Consider the following 19,725-nt stretch of genomic DNA (forward strand, 5'->3'; position numbering starts at 1 on the left):
CTTGCAAAACTGCATCTTCACAAAAGCGTTTGTTTAACAAATATTTAAGTTGTAGTTTTTTAATCAATTCTTTCTCGTTTTCTCCTTCAATTAAACGATTAAGACTATATCGTTTTGCACTTTCGAAGGTGCGAATTAAAGAAATTAAATCTTCTATTTGTTCTTTTGTAATAGAATTGATCTTACAAGTCCGCGTTGTTTTCATCCTTTTCACCCTTTTCTAATACGGATTTTATTGCATTTTCTAATTTTCTACCTCCTCTTTTCCCATGAATTTTTGCAGAAAAAGAGGTTGTGATTGCTATAAGATCTTCCACTAATTCGGATTCTTCGTTTTTTTCAATGTGTTCTATCCGCAATAAAAACACCTTCTTTATCCCAATTCCGTAAAGTTTGTTGTGTTTTACCTAATATGTTTGCAGCTTTCCCAATTGAAATATAATTCTTCATTTTCGTCACCTAAAAATATTGTATGTTAAATTCTGTAAAATAAGCAACCCGTAATTATAAAATTTTAGAGTGTTTTATAAATTTTTGTTTACTGTTATTTCCTCCTATGTTTAATAGCAGCCGAGCTCTGCCTTATAAAATAACCACTCTTTTTTCACACAAGCACTTAACATATCAATTCCTGATCCGTGCGCCCTTACTGCCGGAAAGAAATAATGCTCTGGTTCTTCTTTCTTCTCTCCATATAAGGTTTGGTACTCATCAGGAATCGCCTCTTTTTTCACATCCCGTTCTTTCTCCACTTCACCTGAGAAAGCAGCAATTGGATGCCCTTCAAAAAATAGTGCAGTCCGTACCGCAAGAGATGGTGTACTATGCAAAGCATAATATGTAAGTAAAATAGTAACGATAACACCAATCAATTTCTTCATTCATTACTCCTAAAAAAAGTGCTAACACAATTATACTAAAATGTGTTAGCACTTTCTCCCCTTTATCCTAAATTAACCGGCAGTAAAACTGCCACTACACTTTATTCTCCTTTAAATGCTGGCAAACGTTTTTCTAAAAATGCAACAATGCCTTCTTTATGATCCGCTGTTTGTCTCATTGCATATTGGCCGCGTTTTTCAAGTTGCAACGTTTGTTCTAAATTGGAGCGATTTACTTCACATAAAATTTGCTTCGTTTGAACCATCGCTTTAATCGGCTTTTGTGACCATTCACTAATTTTTTGCTTCACAGCCGTTTGGAAATCCTCGCCGATTACTTCATCAATTAAACCGATATCAAGCGCTTCGCTCGCCGATAATTTCTTTCCTTCCCAAATAATTTGCTTCGTCATATTTTCACCGACGCGTTTTTGAAGGAAGAAATGGCCGCCACCATCTGGAATTAAAGCGATTCCAATAAAGTTCATCGCAATAATGGATGATATATCTGCCATCACATAGTCAGCTGTTAGCGCAATGCTTAATCCAAGACCAGCAGTTGGTCCATGAATCGCACTAATAACAAGCTTCGGCATCGTATATAAAGTCACAACGACTTCAGAAATAGTATTCATAATACCATCAAACTTGCTTTCATCATTACTTGAAAGCATCGATTTAATATCTCCACCCGCAGAAAAACCACGGCCGTTTCCGCATAACACAACAATGTGTGCAGAACTCTCCGCTACTTCTTTCAATTTTTGTAATAGCTCTTTTAACGTTGGCTCATCTAATGCATTTAACACCTCTGGGCGGTTGACCATAACCGTTGCAACGTGCCCTTCATATTTCACAATGACAGATTCTGTTTTACTTGTTACTTCCATTATATATACCCCTCTTTTCTACACAAAGATTATACTTATATAATTATAGAAAGGATGTGAAAAACCCTTCTTTTTTCTTAATTTTCTGTCTAATAATCTCGTAATTTGTATATCGCCTTGCATAAAACATACAATTTCGTTGAAAAATATAGAAATTAAAGTCGGTTTATCCCGGCTCTTCATCTATTTACCATTACAATGAAATGGTGTATTCTTAAGTCTGATATAAAAATTAAATATAGAAATTCATTCCCCTTCCTATTATATAGAGGGGTGCTGAAATAAAGGAATGAAGAAATGGAGGAACATATGGTTACTAAGCTAAAACAGACGGATAACTACTTCCCGCATTTCCTACTGCTATTCATCGTGTTTCAACCAATTTTAGATTTATTAACATCTTTTTCAATCTATGTATTACACATGAGCGCAACAGTCGGAATCGTAGTCCGTTTCGCCTTTATGCTTCTTGCATTAGGTTATCTACTTCTTCATCATAAACAACAAGGCGCGAAAAAGTACATTCTCTATTTATGTTTACTCGGAATTGCACTGGCAATCGGTCTTGTAAATAATATGATGGTTAAATCTCCAGTTTCATTTGGAGAAGAAGTTAAATTTATTTTAAAGAGCATATATCCAATTGTGCTACTGTTTGGATATATTATCGTCTTTAAAGAGCTAAAAAATAAAGAATATGTGTTTCATAAAATCATTACATATTTCTTATATGCAACTTTAATTTTAAGCATCACAATGATTATCGCAATGCAAACTGGCACTGATTTCCCAAGCTATCCTCACTCAAAAATTGGCTCAAGAGGTTGGTTCTTTGCTGGAAATGATTTAAGTGCTCTCTTCGCGATTATGTTCCCAATCGTTGTCTTATATTCGATTTATAAAACAACTTCTTTCTCGAAAATATATTACTGGATCCCAACAATACTTGCGATGTATGCAAGTATTATGGTCGGAACAAAAGTTGGATATGGTGCAATTGTGCTAACATTAGGCGTAGCACTTTTCTTCTCGTTCATTGAATATATGATAAACCGTAAAAAAGAAAAAAAAGGATTCACATATCTTGTAAACACCATCGTTGCAGCAGTTGTACTAGGAGGTTTAATTGTTCTTACACCGCATACTCCTATCGCAAAAAATATGGGCATCCACATGCAAATATACGAATACAAAAAATCAGTACAAGAAGAACAAGATAAAAAAGAAGGAAAAGTAATTAAAGAAGATCCAGAGGATGCAAAAAAACACGCAAAAGGTGAACTAACAGACTCTGAAGTGAAGAGTTTAATTTATAGTGATCGGGACAAATTCTTAAAAGTATACAAACAATACTATAAAGAAGCACCGCTCTCACAAAAACTTTTTGGAATGGGTTACGCTGGTAACTACACAACGAAAGTGAAGCTAGTCGAAATGGATTTCCACGACCTATTCTTTGCATTCGGAATTGTCGGCTTCCTTATGTATTTACTGCCGCTTCTTTATTTCGGTATAAAAATATTCATTCGCTTGATCACAAACTTCAAGAAACTATTTAGCGTAAAACACATGCTACTAGCTAGCACACTCGTCCTATCGCTCGGAATCGGCTTTATGTCCGGCCACGTATTAACAGCACCTGCTGTAAGTATTTTCTTTACTGTCATACTTGCTTATATGGTCGTTGATTTGGAAATTGAATAGCAAAGAGAAGGTGCTCCAAAGAGTCAGTTACACTGGCTTTTGGAGCACCTTCTTTTCCTATAAATGAAAAAAATAAAAAGCGTTCAAAAGTAGCTATTCAGCTACCTTTGAAACGCTTTTTTATCATTATATATTACTTAATGATGTTTTTAACAATAATGCTTTCGAAAGCAGCTAGTTTGTTATTGTTACTGTCAGTAACTTTAACGCCGTCTTTACCAGGTTTTACTGTAAGTGTTTTAGCAAGTTCTTTGCTGTCTAATGGACGGCTGAACGTGAATACAACTTTAGAACCATCAACACCTGCTTTTGTCACAGTAATGTTTTTGTCTGTTCCTAATTCTTTAGTAACATCTTTACCGTCAAGAAGAACGATGAAGTCAGCTGCATTAACAGTTTCATCTTTAACAACTTCACTGAAAGTAAGTTCTAAATCTTTACCATTTGTAAGCTCAGCTTTTGCTACTTTTGGAGCCACGTTTTCAGTAAGTGTAACTACAAGGTTAGCATCTTTAGCTGGTTTTGCTTCTACTGTTTTCGTGCTATCTTTAACACCGTTTACAGATACAGCATAGTTACCAGTAGCTTCTACTGAATCAGCTTTTAATGTAAGTTCTACTGTAGCAGCTGCTTCAGTATTAGAAGTTAATACTGCTTTTTCTACTGCTGCACCTTCAATAGCGTAGTTAGCTGCGTTTGTAGCTGAAGCTCCATCAACTTTACCAGCGAAGTTAACAAGCACTTTATTAGTGTCTTTATTAACGCTTACTGTATAAGCAAGTGGGTTCACTTCATCTTTCGCTGCTGCTACATCGAAAGTAATTGTTTTAGCTTTGCTTGCAAGTGTATCTTTAGCAGCATCTTTAACGAAACCGTCTGCTAATTTTACAGTCCATTTACCAGCTTTTACATCTTTCAAGTCGATTTTAACAACTTTTTTATCTTTTTCGTCTACCTTAACTTTGTCAGCACCAACAAAGTCAATACCTGTAGAAGTTACATAATCGCTGTATAAATCACCTTTTAATGCTAACTCACCTGATTTTACTTCTTTATTGTAAGTTAAAACAAGGAATTGGTTTCCTTTTTCAGTTACAACTTCAGATTTAGCTAATTCTGGAGCTACTTCTGCTTTAATTGAAACAACTAGTTGTTTTAAGTAAGCTTCTTTAAATGGAGTTAAAGTGCTATCCGTAGTTTCTTTTGCAATTTCGATAGTATTAACACCATCTACTAATTTTGCAGTAACGTAAGCTACTTTGCTATCTTCTTTATCTAATTCTACTTTTACAGCACCATTATTAACTTTAATACCAGCTTCTAAAGCTTCAGCTGTAAATTCTTTAGAGAATGTTACTTTTAATTTATCGTTAGCAACAGCTTCTACACCAGTTACTGTTGGTGCAGTTTTATCAATCGCTTGTTTTTTCACATTTACTTTTACTGGGTTTGGAGAAATTAAGTTACCTGCAAAGTCAGTAGCACCAACGATTGTTACTACAGCTTCAGTGTTTTCTTTAACACTTGTTAAATCAACTGTTGCAGATTTTCCATCTTCTGCAAGTTTCACTTCACCTACACCGTTTGTACCAGTTGCATTACCAAGGTTTTTAACAGGCTCAGAGAAGATAATTTTAGCAGTGTTTGTATTTACATACTCTACACCTTTAACTGTTGGACGAACTGTATCTTTATAAGAAATTACTTGCGTGTGCTTAGCAGTTTTCACTTTAGCATCAGCTTTTGTTGCAATTGGGTTTACAACTAATACAGCATCTTCAATACCGTGTACTTCGTTGAAAGTTAAAACAACAGTTTTGTTATCTTTAGCAACTTCAACAGCAGTTAGTTCTTTATCACCTAAAGTGAATAATTTTTTAGCTGCTTCTAAATCTTTTGTATCAACGTTAACTTCAGTACCGAATTTAACTTCTACTTGTTTAGCATTGATTGGAGTTGCAGAAACAACTTTTGCTTCTGGTTGTTTGTAGTTCATTGCATTGTAAATGAACTGAGCAGCTTCCTCACGAGATACAACTTTGTTTGGTTGGAATGTGCCATCACCGTAACCAGTTACAAGACCTAAGCTTGCAAGAGTCTCGATTGAAGATTTTGCAGTGGCCCAAGATAAACCATCGATATCATTGAAAGTTACTTTATTGTTTGCATCAGCTTTGAATCCGTATGCGTTAACAAGAAGCTGTGCCATTTGTGCACGAGTTAACTTCTCGTTTGGACCGAATTTATTGTCGCCTAAACCAGCCATAATTTTGTTAGCTTCAGCAGCTGAAACTTATGGAGCAAACCAATCTTTTTCATTTATATCTGTAAATGGAGTGTTTGTTGAACCAGTTTTAATGTCTTTCGCTTTTACCATGAAAGTAGCTACTTGAGCACGAGTTACATCTTGACCTAAACCAAATGTACCGTCCTCCATACCTGAGATGATTTTTTTTGCTGCCATTTCGTTGATTGCTTTTGTATACCATTGACCACTTTGAACATCCGGGAATGCATTTTCAGATGCAGATGCAGCAACTGGTGCTACTACTCCTGCTACCATTGCAGCTGTCATTGTACCAGCCATTAATTTGTTAAAAGACTTATTTTTTGCCATTGATCTATTTCCTCCTTGAGAAATATAATACTAGCTTTAGAAATATGTATTTGAAAAACTAGTGATTTACTAAATTCATATATTAATTTACAAACACTTTTTGAAGAATAGTAATTTATCAGCCATAATAAATACTATCTTTTTCCAAAAAGTTAAACCATGTATATAATACGTCATAATTCTTTTTTTTAAAAGAATTATTTATCGCATAATTCGACAAATTTATAATGTTTGTCGAATTATATATTTATCAACTTTTCTAATATGTAAACGTATATACATCGTTTGTATTTAATATACAAATAGCATTATAGCACATAATATAAATGAAATGACAATTTATACTTTTTAAAATTATCGACAACCTTCGACAATAACGCGCTTTATTTTTATTATTTTGTCGAATTATTTGTTATTAATTTCTATAAATTGGTATTACATTCATATGAATGTTATTATATGGCATTTTTTATTCGACAAACAAAAAGACTGATCATCTAGGCGATCAGTCTTTTTATTTGTTCTTTATTAGTGTTTTACGTACTCTACATTTTCTTTTACAACATACGCTTCATTTACAGCAGGATCATCAGAAATGATTTTAACCCATGCTTGTCCATTTATCATTTCTTCGCCTGTAATCGTAACAACTTTATTTGCCGCTAAGTTATACAGTCTTTCATTCGACGTACGAGGATCTTTTTTCGCTTCCACCTTATTCGTTACACGAGCAAGTTTATATTTGTTGTACTCTTTTTTACCTAAGTACGAATCAAAACGGAACATATGCCCTGCTACTTTTTTACCCCAGTTTGCATCAGATGCATATTTCATATTTAAACCGCTAGCTTTATCACCTGTATATGTTGCAGTATAACGCCAATGACCTGGATTTAAATATCCTTCATTCATATATACTTTTGCCGCATGTTCAATACAATCTTCTTTTGAATTAAATGTTAGACCGTTACCAAACGGACTATTATCTGTTGCATTTAAGCCAAATAAATTATTTTTTTCTCGTGCAAGCCTACTTGTCCCAAAATCACTCTCATGAGCTGCTAATGAATATAGGAATAATGCATTTACATTATACTTGCTTTCTACTTCTTTAAATTTCGCACCTAAACCGATTAATGGAGAATCTGCTTTAACTGATTTTATATAACTATCTAACTGTTCTGCCGTGTACTCTGTTTTCGTACGTAATGATACGTAATTAAAATATTGGTAAAACGTTTCATTTCCGAATGTTTTTCCATCTACACTATACATTGATTGTCCCTGCTTCATGAACGAAGGGGCTGCACCAAATCTATATTCTGTATATCCAGGTGAACTTGTATTATATGTGAAATATCTGTGATATAAATATCCATCTGATTTTACGTAATAAGATGACTTTTTCATTTCATTTTCAGGAATTAACGTGACTTCATTTTTCTTTACATAACCTGTTAAATCAGAGAGTTGTACTTTCACACGATCTTCTCCAACTTCTAACACTTTAAATTCCGTTCCATACTGAATGTACGTATATACTGTTTGTAAATTATCACCGTACACATTAATTGTATCTCCAGAAATTTGCTTCGCACTTGCAAAGCCATCTTTAATCCATACGTATTCATTTTCATACTTCACTGCATTGATGCCTTTATTTTGCGCAGCTGTAACAGCTTCTTTGTATGTAGTGTAACGCTCTACTATTTTCCCTGCGTCATTTAACAATACATAATTCTTTGTTTCTACAGGCGTTTCGCCTCCGCTGTTACCAATTTTATCAAGCATTAAGTTCAGCATCGCTGAAGCCATACCTCTTGTCGCTGATAAATGCGGTCTAAACGTATTATCTTCTGGATAACCTTTAATAATCCCCGTAGCTACCATAACTTGTACATGTTCTTTATAGTTAATACGATTCGTATCAGCAAATGTAAGCGGACTTACAGTTACGTTAACCTTTTTATAATCTAGCGCCTGTTTTACCATTACGGCCATTTCTTCACGTGTAATCACATCATTTGGTGCAAAAGTCTCAGGACTACGCCCTTTAATAATTCCCGCTCCGAATGCTCTACTTACGCCGTCATATAAGCCATATGATTTTGGCACATCATTAAAATTTGAATCTGCTTGCGGAAGTTGCAGGGCTTTCGCTACTAATGTAGCAAACTCTGCTCTCGTTATCTCTTTGTCAGGTAAATATACATTATTTCCATACCCTGACATGATTCCTTTATTAATAAGAGTACGCATATGCTGCTCAAATAGATGACCTGTAATATCATCACTCGCTGCATAACTTGAAATAGGCGTTAAAAGGAATGCCCCCGTTAATGCAACTGCTGTAATACCTTTTGAAAATTTTTTCACGGTTATGTAATCCTCCTCGTAATCTACGAATTTATCATTCCAACACCGATTATATACTAATTATATAAACATGATAAACAAAAATTAGCATACAACCTTTTTAAAATAAACATTTTATTATATTGAAATATTATATATCCTACTAATCTTCCTATAAACTCCATTCCTTTTACAACCGCGAAATCCTTTATGATATAATGACGTAGTTATTTCTGTTTATATAGAAATAACTACAAAGATATTACATACTACGGAGGATCATTATGCCTAGATTATATGCATTTGCATTTAAAGCACTGCAAATATTAACATTGTTATTTTTTGTAATGACTCTTATATACTCATTGCAATTTTTAATAACTGAACCGAAGTACGATCATCCCTATTTCCTTATAGTGGCACTTATAGTCATTCTAATCGGGATCATATTCATGTCTATCATCGTGAATCGGTTTTTCACTCAAACACAATTTATCATATTTATTTGTCTACTAGTATTCACACTCCGTCTTGCATGGGTGTTAACAGTTCAAACAAATGTCGTACAAGATTTCGCACAAATGTATAACGGCGCCGTTGATGCTGCAAATAACAATTTCTCATTCGCGGACAAAGCATATTTTACTACTTGGGTATATCAATTAGGCTTTACAATGTACCAAGCTGGTGTGATCAAATTGTTTGGCGAAGGTGTACTAGCAATTAAATTATTAAACATACTATACTGCACTGGTATCACGTACTTTATATATCGCATAGCTACACATCTATTTAACGAATTTGGCGGTAGAGTTGCCGCACTTATTTTCGCAACGTACATTCCTAACATTATGATGACTTCTGTACTAACAAATCAGCATCTCGCAACATTTCTATTCTACGGTGGTTTTTATCTTCTCGTAAAAAAAGGAATCTCGCATTCATATACGTGGATATTTGTTAGTATTCTTATTGCATTTGGCGATATTATGAGACCAATTGGTATTGTTATTTTACTAGCTCTCATTCTTTTCTTACTTATCACTCATATAATTGGTGATAAGAAACTGAATAAAAAAATGGTTGTATCAAAGCTCATTGGTATGATTGGCATTTATTATATCGTGCATTTCATCTTTAGCTATTCATTAATTGCTACAGGGGTTACACAATATCCATTATCTAGTCGAGACACTTATTGGAAATTTGTAGTTGGATTCAACCCTGAAACAACAGGTGGATTTTCTTTCCCTGACCATAAACTTGTTTTTCAATATCCGATTGGAGAGGAACGTTTCGAAATTGAAAAACAGCTCATTAAAGAAAGAACTTCTGATAAAGGACAACTATTATTGTTATTCAAAGATAAATTTAAAATTATGTGGGGAGATTATGACGCAGCCATTTATTGGGGACTAGAAGGACATCCAAAACCCGAATTATCAAAATTACTGTGGACGTTAGAAAAATTATATTACGTAAGCATTTGCATATTCGCTTGCATAGCTTCTATCAAAACGCTAAAAGAACAACGAAATAAAACGTTACTGTTCTTCTCATTATTAATTTTAGGTTACGCAGGCGTGCACTTCTTCATTGAAATTCAATCGCGCTATCGCTACTTTATCATCCCGACGTTTATGATCATACAAGGTTACGGTGTCTATCTCGTTACACAATATATAAAAGAAAGATTCAGAGCGTAAAGAAATACACTAACAAAAAACACTCTACTTTTTCTGTAGAGTGTTTTTTTCTATATGATAAATAATTTTCTTAGCCGCTTTTTCTCCTTGCAGTTGCAGCTCATCTACTCTTCTTTGCAGAGATTGCTGTATCTCTTCATATTGCATCACTTGCCTCTTCGCAATTTTATATAGATCTTCTGCACTCCAGTCTCCATCCACACTTCCTATAACCGGTTGATTCACTTGTCTTAAAAATGAATCGATTTTTGGATCGTATGAAATTCCAACCATCGGTGTTTTCGCGACAGCCGAAAAAATAAGGGCGTGAAGACGCATACCAATTAAAAGAGAACACTCTGATAAAATAGATATTTTTTCATCAATATCCATTTTATATGGAAGCATATACGTCTCTTCTCCCATTAAATCCACTACATCACGCGAAGCATTTTGATCAAACGGACCATGCATCGGGACAAATAAAATTTGGTATCCTTCTTGCTTTAATTTTTTTAAAGCCATCGCTAACTTTTTTATATAATCTTCTTTTGCATTCCAGTGACGCACACTCACTGCAATTATTTTCCCATGCAAAGAATGTTTTTGTAGCCAATCTGATTGTTTTTTTCGTTTCCATGTTAAAACTGGATCTGGAACAAGTTCAATATCCCTTTTCATGCCAAGTTCCTTTAAGTATAAAAATGAATCCTCATCTCGAACTGATATATATGTCGCTTTCGACAAATGCCATTTCACTAATAGTCGATTATGCCTTTTTGTAATCGGACCTATTCCTTGTGAATAAATGTAATACGGTTTTTTTAATATACGAGCAAACCCCATAATACCCGTATAATATAAAATACTTTTTACACTCGTTTTATCTTGGAGGAGGCTCCCTCCGCCACTAATAAGTCCGTCACTTTTTTTTATTGCATCATAAACCGATTTGATACTCCAACGATCCACCGCTTCTACTCCGTACATTTTCCTTGTATAGTCAGGGTCATTTGACAGCACAACGAGTTCAATATTCGGATTCTCTTTATGTAACGATTCAATAATCGATTGTAGAATAGCTTCGTCTCCAACGTTATAAAAACCATAATATCCTGATAAAACTAACCGCACTCTTAATCTCCTCCAACATTTGGTAACCAACCATTTCATCCATTATTGGCACCAACTCCTTACCTAAAAAAGCATCATCACAATAAGCCCGTCCGAATTCCAATCCTTACATTTCGTAGTTCTATATTTATTTTTTCAAAAATGGTATTTGTTTTTTTGATATCCAGTTTAATTTCAAAGCACATACCGCATACAAAATGATTGCAATAGCAAGTGCTACGCCACTATATAATAACGCAATAATTCTTGAAGATGTAACATCTATTATAGTAGATAGTTCATATAGTCCGAATCCTAAAATACAAGATACACCTATTACAATAAAAAATCTTCCTATGTGAACAGAATAGGAAAGATATTTTCGAATGTACAGATGATTTACGATACAGATTAACACATATATAATCAATGTACTATACGCCGCTCCATCTATACCAAACTTTTTTGTTAATACTATGTTTAATAAACATTTCACAAAACTTGCACCGATAACAATCCACGCAGCTTGGGCAGAGCGGTTAATTCCTTGTAAAACTCCTATTGATAATACCATAACCGATGTGAAATACGAACTACCAATCATGACAGCTAACATACTGCTTCCTTTCGCATCTGTAAACAATCCCACATTTAACGGAACCGCTAATGCAATTAACCAGATTGTTAACGGGGCTGTTAGCACATGCATAAGTGAGTTCGTATTTTGGACTGTCATTTTTGCTAAATTCATATCTTTTTTTGCTAGTGCAGACGTTAATAATGGTATTAATGGAAATACAATTGCGCTTGCGAAAACAACAATTAATTGTGTAAATGCAGAACCGCGGCTATATATACCAAATTGCGATTGAATTTCGGCTGACGATCCTTGCAGCACGTGCGGTACTGTTAGCGAATCCACCAAATTTAAAAGCGGCATGGATAAAGCTCCAATAGCAATCGGAATAGATACTTGCAATATTTTCTTTCCATCTTTTTTCAAATCTTGTAGTGAATACGAGTTGCTCTTATATCGGTATGAACTTTTATTGTACGTCATACGTAAATATATAAGTGAACTTATTACCCCAAGAAAAGATCCAACCATGGCCCCACTAGTAATGATAGTACTACTTTCATTCCAATATACTAATATATAAGCGATGATTAACATAAAAAATACTCGTACAAATTGCTCAATGACTTGTGATATCCCTGTCGGCTTCATATCACCGAATCCTTGAAAATACCCTCGATAAACTGCCATATATGGTGCAACGAGTAAAGCCAATGACGTAACCAGTAAGGGCACCCTCGTTTCTTGTCCACCAAGCATACTTGCAATTTCAGTAGAAAATAACACGATCACTAGACATCCAAATGTTCCAAATACCATCCCTATAATTGATGCCGATTTAAATAATTTCGCAATTTCTTTCTGCTTATTTTTTTCATTCAACTCTGCAATCAATTTTGAAATTGCCAATGGGACACCAGCTACTGATAAGGTAAGGGCAATCATATATACAGGAAATACAAGGCGAAAAATACCAAGTACTTCATCTCCTGCAATATTTTGTAACGGAATTTGAAAAAAACTACCAAGCAATTTCGACAAAAAAGTTGTAATTGTTAAAATTGCTGCACCTTTTACAAACTTCTTATTCATGTACCTTCTCTTTTCTTTTATACATATATTCTTAAGCGTATTGTTTTGAATTATAGAGACCATATTCTATCTCATTAAATCATCATACCAAATTTCTTATATATTGAATACTTTCTTTTTTACAACAAAACAAAAGTATCCTTACTCACATAACTCTTTTACACACATCCCCTACCACTTTCCATTTCTACTTTTTTCTAGTATAACTATGCTATAATGTATCTATTGTCAGTAAGAGGAGTGTTACAAGAATGCTGAATTCGGTCAAGAAACTATTGGGAGATTCACAAAAAAGAAAGATTAAAAATTATGAACAAATTGTGAATGATATTAATCAATTAGAATCTGTAATGGAAACATTATCAGATGATGAATTACGTCAAAAAACTGTCACTTTCCAGCATATGTTACAAAACGGAAAAACAGTTGAAGATATAAAGGTAGAAGCATTTGCTGTCGTTCGAGAGGCTGCAAAACGAGTACTTGGCCTTCGTCACTACGATGTACAGTTAATCGGTGGTCTTGTATTACTAGAAGGAAATATTGCTGAAATGCCTACAGGAGAAGGAAAAACTCTCGTTTCTTCTTTACCTACTTACGTACGTGCTCTCGAAAAAAAAGGCGTTCACGTTATTACAGTAAATGATTATTTAGCAAAGCGTGATAAGAAATTAATTGGACGAGTTCATGAGTTTCTTGGATTAACAGTTGGATTAAATATGTCACAAATGAAATCTATCGATAAAAAACGCGCTTATGAAGCTGATATTACATACGGAATCGGTACTGAGTTTGGTTTCGATTATCTTCGTGATAATATGGCATCATCTAAAGCCGAACAAGTACAGCGCCCATTTCACTTTGCAATTATTGATGAGATTGATAGCGTTTTAATTGACGAGGCTAAAACCCCGCTTATTATCGCTGGGAAAAAATCAAGCAGCTCCGATTTCCATCATTTATGTGCAAAGGTAATGAAAACGTTCCAAGACACTTTGCATTACACTTACGATGCGGAAACAAAAGCATGTAACTTTACAGAAGATGGAATTACAAAAATTGAAGATTTATTTGATATTGATAACTTATATGATCTAGAGCATCAAACTTTATATCATTATATGATTCAAGCATTACGCGCACATGTAGCTTTCCAACTAGACGTCGATTATATTGTCGAAGACGAAAAAATTATGCTTGTTGATATTTTCACAGGACGTATTATGGATGGCCGCTCTTTAAGCGATGGGTTGCATCAAGCACTGGAGGCAAAAGAAGGTTTACCGATTACAGACGAGAATCAAACACAAGCATCTATTACTATTCAAAACTTCTTCCGTATGTATCCAGCTTTATCCGGTATGACAGGTACTGCAAAAACAGAGGAGAAAGAATTTAACCGCGTATACAATATGGAAGTTATTTCAATTCCAACGAATCGTCCTATACTTCGTGAAGATAAAAAAGACGTCGTATATGTAACAGCCGACGCAAAATATAAAGCTGTCTGTGCAGAAGTAATGAATATACATAAGAAAGAACGCCCTATTTTAATTGGTACGATGTCCATCCTTCAATCAGAAGCAGTTGCACGTTACTTGGATGAAGCAAATTTGCCTTATCAACTATTAAATGCAAAAAGTGCTGAGCAAGAAGCTGATTTAATTGCCCTAGCCGGAAAAAAAGGGAAAATTACAATTGCTACAAATATGGCAGGACGTGGAACAGACATTTTATTAGAAAAAGGTGTGCATGAACTTGGCGGTTTACATGTAATCGGAACAGAAAGACACGAATCTCGCCGCGTTGATAATCAGTTAAAAGGGCGAGCTGGCCGACAAGGCGATCCCGGAAGTTCCCAATTCTTTCTTTCATTAGAAGATGAAATGATACAACGCTACGCAGGTGAAGATGTCGAGAAGTTAAAAAAGTCACTTAAAATTGATGAGAACGGTTTAATTCTAAACAATAAAATTTATGATTTAATAAACCGTACACAATTAATTTGTGAAGGCAGTCATTTTTCAATGCGTGAATACAACTTGAAATTAGATGATGTCATAAACGACCAACGAAATGTAGTTTACAAACTTCGTAATAACCTTTTAAACGAAGAAGTAAATATGATAGAGACTATCATTCCAATGATTGAACATGCGGTAGATGCAGTGGCACAAAGGTATTTAATAGAAGGTATGCTTCCAGAAGAATGGGATTATGCAAGTTTAACAGAAGAGATAGAAGCCTTATTATCAAACGAGGAAATCCCTTCATTATCAGCAAATAATGTCCACTCTATCGAGGATTTACATATTTTGTTAAAGGATAGTATTTCAAATTATGTAGAGCGTGTGAAAGCTTTAGAAAATAATACGGGTGCACAACAAGCATTACGTCAATTAGGTCTACACTTCCTTGATTCAAATTGGACAAATCACTTAAGTGCAATGCAACATTTAAAAGAAGGTATTGGACTAAGACAATATCAACAAGAAGACCCAATACGCCTTTATCAAAAAGAAGCTCTTGAAATTTTCTTACAAACATATAGTCATTTCGAGAAAGAAATGGTTTTATATCTTGCACGATACTTAAAAGTTCCACAAAATGTATAATGAGGTGAATTACATGTTATCATTTTTAAAAAGAGGAAAGAAAAAGGGAAAAGATACTGTCGTTTCTAGTTCTCAACTACTAGGCGGAGAAGAAACTACACCGAAAAATAAAAACGTAAAACCTACGCTTTACTTCCATCCTTCATGGGGCGAGGTTGCGCAAGAACAAAAATATATTTATCAATTTTTACATAAGTCATTACCTAGCTTACAAGAAAATCAAATTTCATTGGCTGGTATTGAAGCTGAACGACGTGATCACACGTATTACATTACAACATTCATTCGAAATAGTGTCACGCAACCTATTTCGTTCGAAACAATTACTTTATTGCTATTAAATAAAGACGATGAGATTTGTGCACGTAAAACATTTGATCTATCAAACTTAGAAAATATCCCTTCAAATGTGAATATGCCATGGACATTTACCTTTGAAGAATCTACAATGACGGATGCTAAATTATCTGCTGAAGATTGGCAATTAGCATTTGAATTTGATAAAGGACATACTTTAGATTTGGATCCTGTTTGGGCAGCACAACTAGCAGATTCCGCGAAAGAAAAATTAAAAGAAATCGTTGCAGGCCTAACACCTCCTAAAGAAAATGAACTTAATTTCTTAGGATTACAAGCTCGTCTAGCAGAAAATAATGGTTTACATACAACCATCTTATTACGTAATGGCCACAACCGAAATATTACAATAGAACAGCTGCCTCTTCACATCTCAGATGCAACTGGAAACATCATTGCAACAGGTAGCTTTAATCTGAAAAACTTTGAAATAAAAGCAAATTCAACAAAACCATGGACATTTACCTTCCCGACAACTGTAGTAGCTCAACAAGATATTGATTTATCAACATGGACTGCATTTGTTCCAAAATAAAGCAAAATAAAAACAAGTCGTATTTTCTTTCCTATACGACTTGTTTTTTATGTAAAATGTTATGTAATTCAACTACAAACATTCAATATGATACGCTGCTTCCAACTTACAAAAATCATTTATATTGTGTATTTCGTGATCTTTTAAAATTTTTAATTGCTCTTCAGTCGGCTCTTCATTAATAAGCTCGTTAATTTTTTCGTTCACTTTTACTGCTAACGCTTGATGGAAATCTGGATGTTCTTTCAACTTGTCATCTACTTTATTAATCCAAGTTGATTTTGTATATAAATATTGTTTCCACTGTTCAACAAATTGTTGTATATCAAACTTTTCTTCGTTCCATTCAATTTCCTTCATATACTTCTCAAAAGAAGCAATGATTGAACGTGTAATCCCAATTTTTACTCCATGTGGTAACTGTTTGTACATCAAATATTCCCTCCAGCTTAAAGCGATTTCTTTTTATCGGAAAGAAATCTTAAAATTCTTACACTTATTACGATAGCATACTGCTAATCTAAAATGTTACTATACTGCTAAGATGAATATATGTCAACAGACGTATAACATCTTGATATACAGATGTTAAAAACAACAAAAACACCCTTATATAAGGGTGTCTCTTCATATAGTTTCCGTTTTTACAAATAGTAATTTATCTTTCTGCTCATTACTCGCCATCGCTACTAACGTCTTTTTAATATGAACAGGCACTTGCTCTAGCGTCACACTCAATCCTGATTTATCCGACTGCTCAATGAAATTCAATAACGCCATAGCTCCTGATACATCCATATAGCGTGCATCTTTCATACGTAAAACAACCGGAGATTTTACGTCTTGTAAAGCATAAAAAACACGATCCACTGTTAAAAACGAAAGTGAGCCCTTAATTTTATATGTTGCTTCCTTTTCTTTTACAATAGAAGCTTTACGTTCTTTACATTTCACCATGTATATAATGAATGAAAGAATAATACCGAACGCAACCGCGATCATTAAATCAAACTTCACTGTGACAATCATCGTTACGAGCATAACAACGACATCGCCCTTTGGCGCTACATGCATTTTCTTCATGCTCTCCCAATCAAACATGCCAATACCAGTTAAAATTAAAATACCTGATAATACAGCAAGTGGAATGTATTGTACGACTGATCCAAGTCCCATAATGAAAATAAATAATATAACACTATGCATACTTGCTGAAAGCGCCGTTTTACCGCCACTTCTTATATTAACGATAGATCGTACAGTCGCACCTGCCCCTGCTAATCCGCCAAACAATCCGCTCATCACATTACCGATACCTTGTCCGACCAGTTCTTTATTACTTTTATGACGTGTCCCCGTCACGTTATCCATTACGACCGATGTTAACAACGAGTCAATCGATCCTAATAAAGCAATACTAAGCGCTGGTAAAACAAGTTCTGCTACGCCTGTTCCACTTAAAGATGGAATATGAAGCGTTGGCATCGCTTCTGGAATCGTCCCAATCTTTTCAATCACCTTATTTAATGACAAATTTCCGATAACCGGTAACCTCACTGTAAGCCCTTCTAACGCAGAAGAAAATAAAGGAAGCATAGCTGTCACACCTACTAATGCGACTAAACTAGATGGGATTGCCTTAATCCACTTTCCAGAAACAATCATGACAATAATCGTTAATACGACGAGTAGAAAACTATTTTGCACATGCTTCATTTCACCTAAAATAATAATTAATGCGATTCCGTTCATAAATCCTGAAACGACAGGATACGGAATGTACCGCACGTAAGATCCCAGCTTACATACACCGAATAAAATTTGAAACAGTCCCGCCATCATAAATGCTATAAAACTCGCCTCTAATCCGTGCGTCGCAATAACCCCTGTTGCAATAACCGTAATCGGTCCAGTTGGTCCCGTAACCTGCCCAGGTGTACCACCAAATAACGCCGCAAATAAGCCTGCAAAAATTGCACCATACAATCCGACTAGTGCTCCCTCAGACGTTCCCGTTGCAGCAATACCAAATGCAATGGCAAGTGGCAACGCAACGATCGCAACAGTAAAACCTGCTAAACATTCCTTTGCTATTTTTTGAAACATATAATAACCACCTTTGTATAAAGTCCATTTTCCATTGTACACCTAAATAGATACATTCGTTAGTCCACTTTTTACAGTATCGTGACGTAAACGCATTCAATTACAAGTACCTATCGCATCTTTGGAAACCATTGTAACTGTGCTATAATAGATAAATTAAATCTTTTATTATATATTTGGAGGCACTATGCTAACTTTTGAAGAAAAATTATCGATCATTGAATCTTTCCCAGAATTAGAAAGAAAAAACGTATCATTAAAACGTGTGAACTTTCACTTTGAAGAAAGTCGTTTAGATAAAAAGAACGTTGTATATCATTTACATCCAAATGGAAACGGATTTGTATATGCAAGTGGTATTAAAGGTTACAAAACGGATGATAAAGGTATGGTTAACATCCGTGAATTTTCAGCAGATGAGTTACGCTCAGTAATTGAGCAATCAATTGAACTATTATCACAAGAAGAAATCGTAGTTCCTGCAGAACCTGCAAAAGAAGAAGAATGGCAGAACGAAGACGGTCATATCCTTACTCTTATCTCAGAGGACGATATGTGGAACGTGTACGCTGGTGTAAATTTAGACGGTACATTCAACTCTTATCCAGAAGCTGCGGAATACCTTGATGAAGAAGGATTTTCACGTAAATAATATAAAAAGCGGAGACTTATCGTCTCCGCTTTTTTCTATACATTTGTTCCCAAACTAAAAACATAAAAAATTAATGCTCTCACATCCATTAATTTTTTTGGCGTCTAAACATGATCGCTCCCAAAATTAATGCGAACATACCTGCAAGAATGGAAGTAGATTCCGCTGCCGCTCCACCTGTTTGAGGAAGTAATTTTGATTGCTTATTACTTTCTTTACTAGATGATACTTCATTTTTATTTTGTACATCTTGTTTGTTTTCTGCTTCTACTTCACCTTGAATCTCTGGTTTGTTTGAAACTTTTGGCTGCTCTTTTACTTCTGACTTATTTGGTTCTTCTACTTTCTCTTCTTCTGGTTTCACATGAATTTCCGGCTTCTCCGTAACTTCTGGTTTCTCTAGCTCTTTCGGCTCTTCTGTCACCTTTGGTTCTTCCGGTTTTTCTTCTTTTATTTCTTCTGTTGTTTCTTCTTCAACTTGCTCTTCTTCTGGTTTTACATGAATTTCCGGCTTCTCCGTAACTTCTGGCTTCTCTAACTCTTTCG

14 protein-coding genes and 2 pseudogenes are annotated in these 19,725 nt (G+C 34.7%); 5 read left to right on the forward strand and 11 right to left on the reverse strand.

Annotation, left to right across the window (positions count from 1 at the left end; genetic code table 11):
* The 4 genes and pseudogenes from PDQ68_RS27115 to PDQ68_RS27130 all read right to left on the reverse strand — a co-directional run.
* Positions 1-205 (reverse strand): annotated as a pseudogene (locus tag PDQ68_RS27115) (hypothetical protein); the annotation flags it as partial.
* A 134-nt stretch (positions 206-339) separates the two neighbouring features.
* Positions 340-450 (reverse strand): MerR family transcriptional regulator, encoded by a 111-nt coding sequence (locus PDQ68_RS27120; RefSeq protein WP_061183568.1) that lies wholly within the window; start codon positions 448-450, stop codon positions 340-342.
* Positions 451-560: 110 nt separating this feature from the next.
* Positions 561-881 (reverse strand): hypothetical protein, encoded by a 321-nt coding sequence (locus PDQ68_RS27125; RefSeq protein WP_061183567.1) that lies wholly within the window; start codon positions 879-881, stop codon positions 561-563.
* Positions 882-982: 101 nt separating this feature from the next.
* On the reverse strand, positions 983-1,771 hold the full coding sequence (locus PDQ68_RS27130) for an enoyl-CoA hydratase (protein ID WP_061183566.1): 789 nt from the start codon (positions 1,769-1,771) through the stop codon (positions 983-985).
* Positions 1,772-2,080: 309 nt separating this feature from the next.
* Between PDQ68_RS27130 and PDQ68_RS27135 the strand changes: the two genes are divergently transcribed.
* Positions 2,081-3,475 (forward strand): O-antigen ligase family protein, encoded by a 1,395-nt coding sequence (locus PDQ68_RS27135; protein WP_061183565.1) that lies wholly within the window; start codon positions 2,081-2,083, stop codon positions 3,473-3,475.
* 133 nt (positions 3,476-3,608) lie between these two features.
* Here PDQ68_RS27135 and PDQ68_RS27140 read toward each other — a convergent pair.
* Both PDQ68_RS27140 and PDQ68_RS27155 read right to left on the reverse strand, forming a co-directional pair.
* Positions 3,609-6,092: pseudogene (locus PDQ68_RS27140) on the reverse strand (S-layer homology domain-containing protein).
* Positions 6,093-6,620: 528 nt separating this feature from the next.
* Positions 6,621-8,468: an S-layer homology domain-containing protein gene (locus tag PDQ68_RS27155; protein ID WP_016716596.1), complete on the reverse strand. Its 1,848-nt coding sequence runs from the start codon at positions 8,466-8,468 to the stop codon at positions 6,621-6,623.
* Positions 8,469-8,731: 263 nt separating this feature from the next.
* Here PDQ68_RS27155 and PDQ68_RS27160 point away from each other — a divergent pair, with 263 nt between their 5' ends.
* Positions 8,732-10,153: a glycosyltransferase family 39 protein gene (locus tag PDQ68_RS27160; protein WP_065107681.1), complete on the forward strand. Its 1,422-nt coding sequence runs from the start codon at positions 8,732-8,734 to the stop codon at positions 10,151-10,153.
* Positions 10,154-10,177: 24 nt separating this feature from the next.
* Here the strand turns inward: PDQ68_RS27160 and csaB are convergent, their stop codons facing one another.
* Both csaB and PDQ68_RS27170 read right to left on the reverse strand, forming a co-directional pair.
* Positions 10,178-11,266, reverse strand: coding sequence for a polysaccharide pyruvyl transferase CsaB (gene csaB / locus PDQ68_RS27165; RefSeq protein ID WP_016716594.1), 1,089 nt, complete (start codon positions 11,264-11,266; stop codon positions 10,178-10,180).
* A gap of 127 nt (positions 11,267-11,393) precedes the next feature.
* Positions 11,394-12,914: a putative polysaccharide biosynthesis protein gene (locus PDQ68_RS27170; protein ID WP_016716593.1), complete on the reverse strand. Its 1,521-nt coding sequence runs from the start codon at positions 12,912-12,914 to the stop codon at positions 11,394-11,396.
* 251 nt (positions 12,915-13,165) lie between these two features.
* Between PDQ68_RS27170 and secA2 the strand changes: the two genes are divergently transcribed.
* Both secA2 and PDQ68_RS27180 read left to right on the forward strand, forming a co-directional pair.
* Complete coding sequence (gene secA2, locus PDQ68_RS27175) at positions 13,166-15,529, forward strand: accessory Sec system translocase SecA2 (protein WP_061183563.1); 2,364 nt, start codon at positions 13,166-13,168, stop codon at positions 15,527-15,529.
* Positions 15,530-15,542: 13 nt separating this feature from the next.
* Positions 15,543-16,421, forward strand: a complete 879-nt coding sequence (locus PDQ68_RS27180; RefSeq protein WP_061183562.1) for an accessory Sec system S-layer assembly protein — start codon at positions 15,543-15,545, stop codon at positions 16,419-16,421.
* A gap of 72 nt (positions 16,422-16,493) precedes the next feature.
* Here the strand turns inward: PDQ68_RS27180 and PDQ68_RS27185 are convergent, their stop codons facing one another.
* Positions 16,494-16,853: a hypothetical protein gene (locus PDQ68_RS27185; RefSeq protein ID WP_061183561.1), complete on the reverse strand. Its 360-nt coding sequence runs from the start codon at positions 16,851-16,853 to the stop codon at positions 16,494-16,496.
* A gap of 195 nt (positions 16,854-17,048) precedes the next feature.
* Positions 17,049-18,527, reverse strand: a complete 1,479-nt coding sequence (locus PDQ68_RS27190) for a SulP family inorganic anion transporter (RefSeq protein ID WP_061183560.1) — start codon at positions 18,525-18,527, stop codon at positions 17,049-17,051.
* 187 nt (positions 18,528-18,714) lie between these two features.
* Between PDQ68_RS27190 and PDQ68_RS27195 the strand changes: the two genes are divergently transcribed.
* Entirely contained in the window at positions 18,715-19,179 is a 465-nt protein-coding gene (locus tag PDQ68_RS27195; RefSeq protein WP_000955012.1) for a hypothetical protein, read from the forward strand.
* A gap of 88 nt (positions 19,180-19,267) precedes the next feature.
* Here the strand turns inward: PDQ68_RS27195 and PDQ68_RS27200 are convergent.
* Positions 19,268-19,725 (reverse strand): LPXTG cell wall anchor domain-containing protein (locus tag PDQ68_RS27200; protein WP_270787125.1); only part of this gene is annotated, 458 nt, incomplete at its 5' end.

Source organism: Bacillus cereus group sp. Bc010, assembly GCF_027716745.1.
Lineage (GTDB): Bacteria > Bacillota > Bacilli > Bacillales > Bacillaceae_G > Bacillus_A > Bacillus_A pacificus.

Excerpts from the sequence above, each read along its gene's own strand:
- PDQ68_RS27120 (WP_061183568.1), bottom strand. The coding sequence starts at position 450 with ATGAAGAATTATATTTCAATTGGGAAAGCTGCAAACATATTAGGTAAA.
- PDQ68_RS27125 (WP_061183567.1), bottom strand. The coding sequence starts at position 881 with ATGAAGAAATTGATTGGTGTTATCGTTACTATTTTACTTACATATTAT.
- PDQ68_RS27130 (WP_061183566.1), bottom strand. The coding sequence starts at position 1,771 with ATGGAAGTAACAAGTAAAACAGAATCTGTCATTGTGAAATATGAAGGG.
- PDQ68_RS27135 (WP_061183565.1), top strand. The coding sequence starts at position 2,081 with ATGGTTACTAAGCTAAAACAGACGGATAACTACTTCCCGCATTTCCTA.
- PDQ68_RS27160 (WP_065107681.1), top strand. The coding sequence starts at position 8,732 with ATGCCTAGATTATATGCATTTGCATTTAAAGCACTGCAAATATTAACA.
- PDQ68_RS27170 (WP_016716593.1), bottom strand. The coding sequence starts at position 12,914 with ATGAATAAGAAGTTTGTAAAAGGTGCAGCAATTTTAACAATTACAACT.
- secA2 (WP_061183563.1), top strand. The coding sequence starts at position 13,166 with ATGCTGAATTCGGTCAAGAAACTATTGGGAGATTCACAAAAAAGAAAG.
- PDQ68_RS27180 (WP_061183562.1), top strand. The coding sequence starts at position 15,543 with ATGTTATCATTTTTAAAAAGAGGAAAGAAAAAGGGAAAAGATACTGTC.
- PDQ68_RS27185 (WP_061183561.1), bottom strand. The coding sequence starts at position 16,853 with ATGTACAAACAGTTACCACATGGAGTAAAAATTGGGATTACACGTTCA.
- PDQ68_RS27190 (WP_061183560.1), bottom strand. The coding sequence starts at position 18,527 with ATGTTTCAAAAAATAGCAAAGGAATGTTTAGCAGGTTTTACTGTTGCG.
- PDQ68_RS27195 (WP_000955012.1), top strand. The coding sequence starts at position 18,715 with ATGCTAACTTTTGAAGAAAAATTATCGATCATTGAATCTTTCCCAGAA.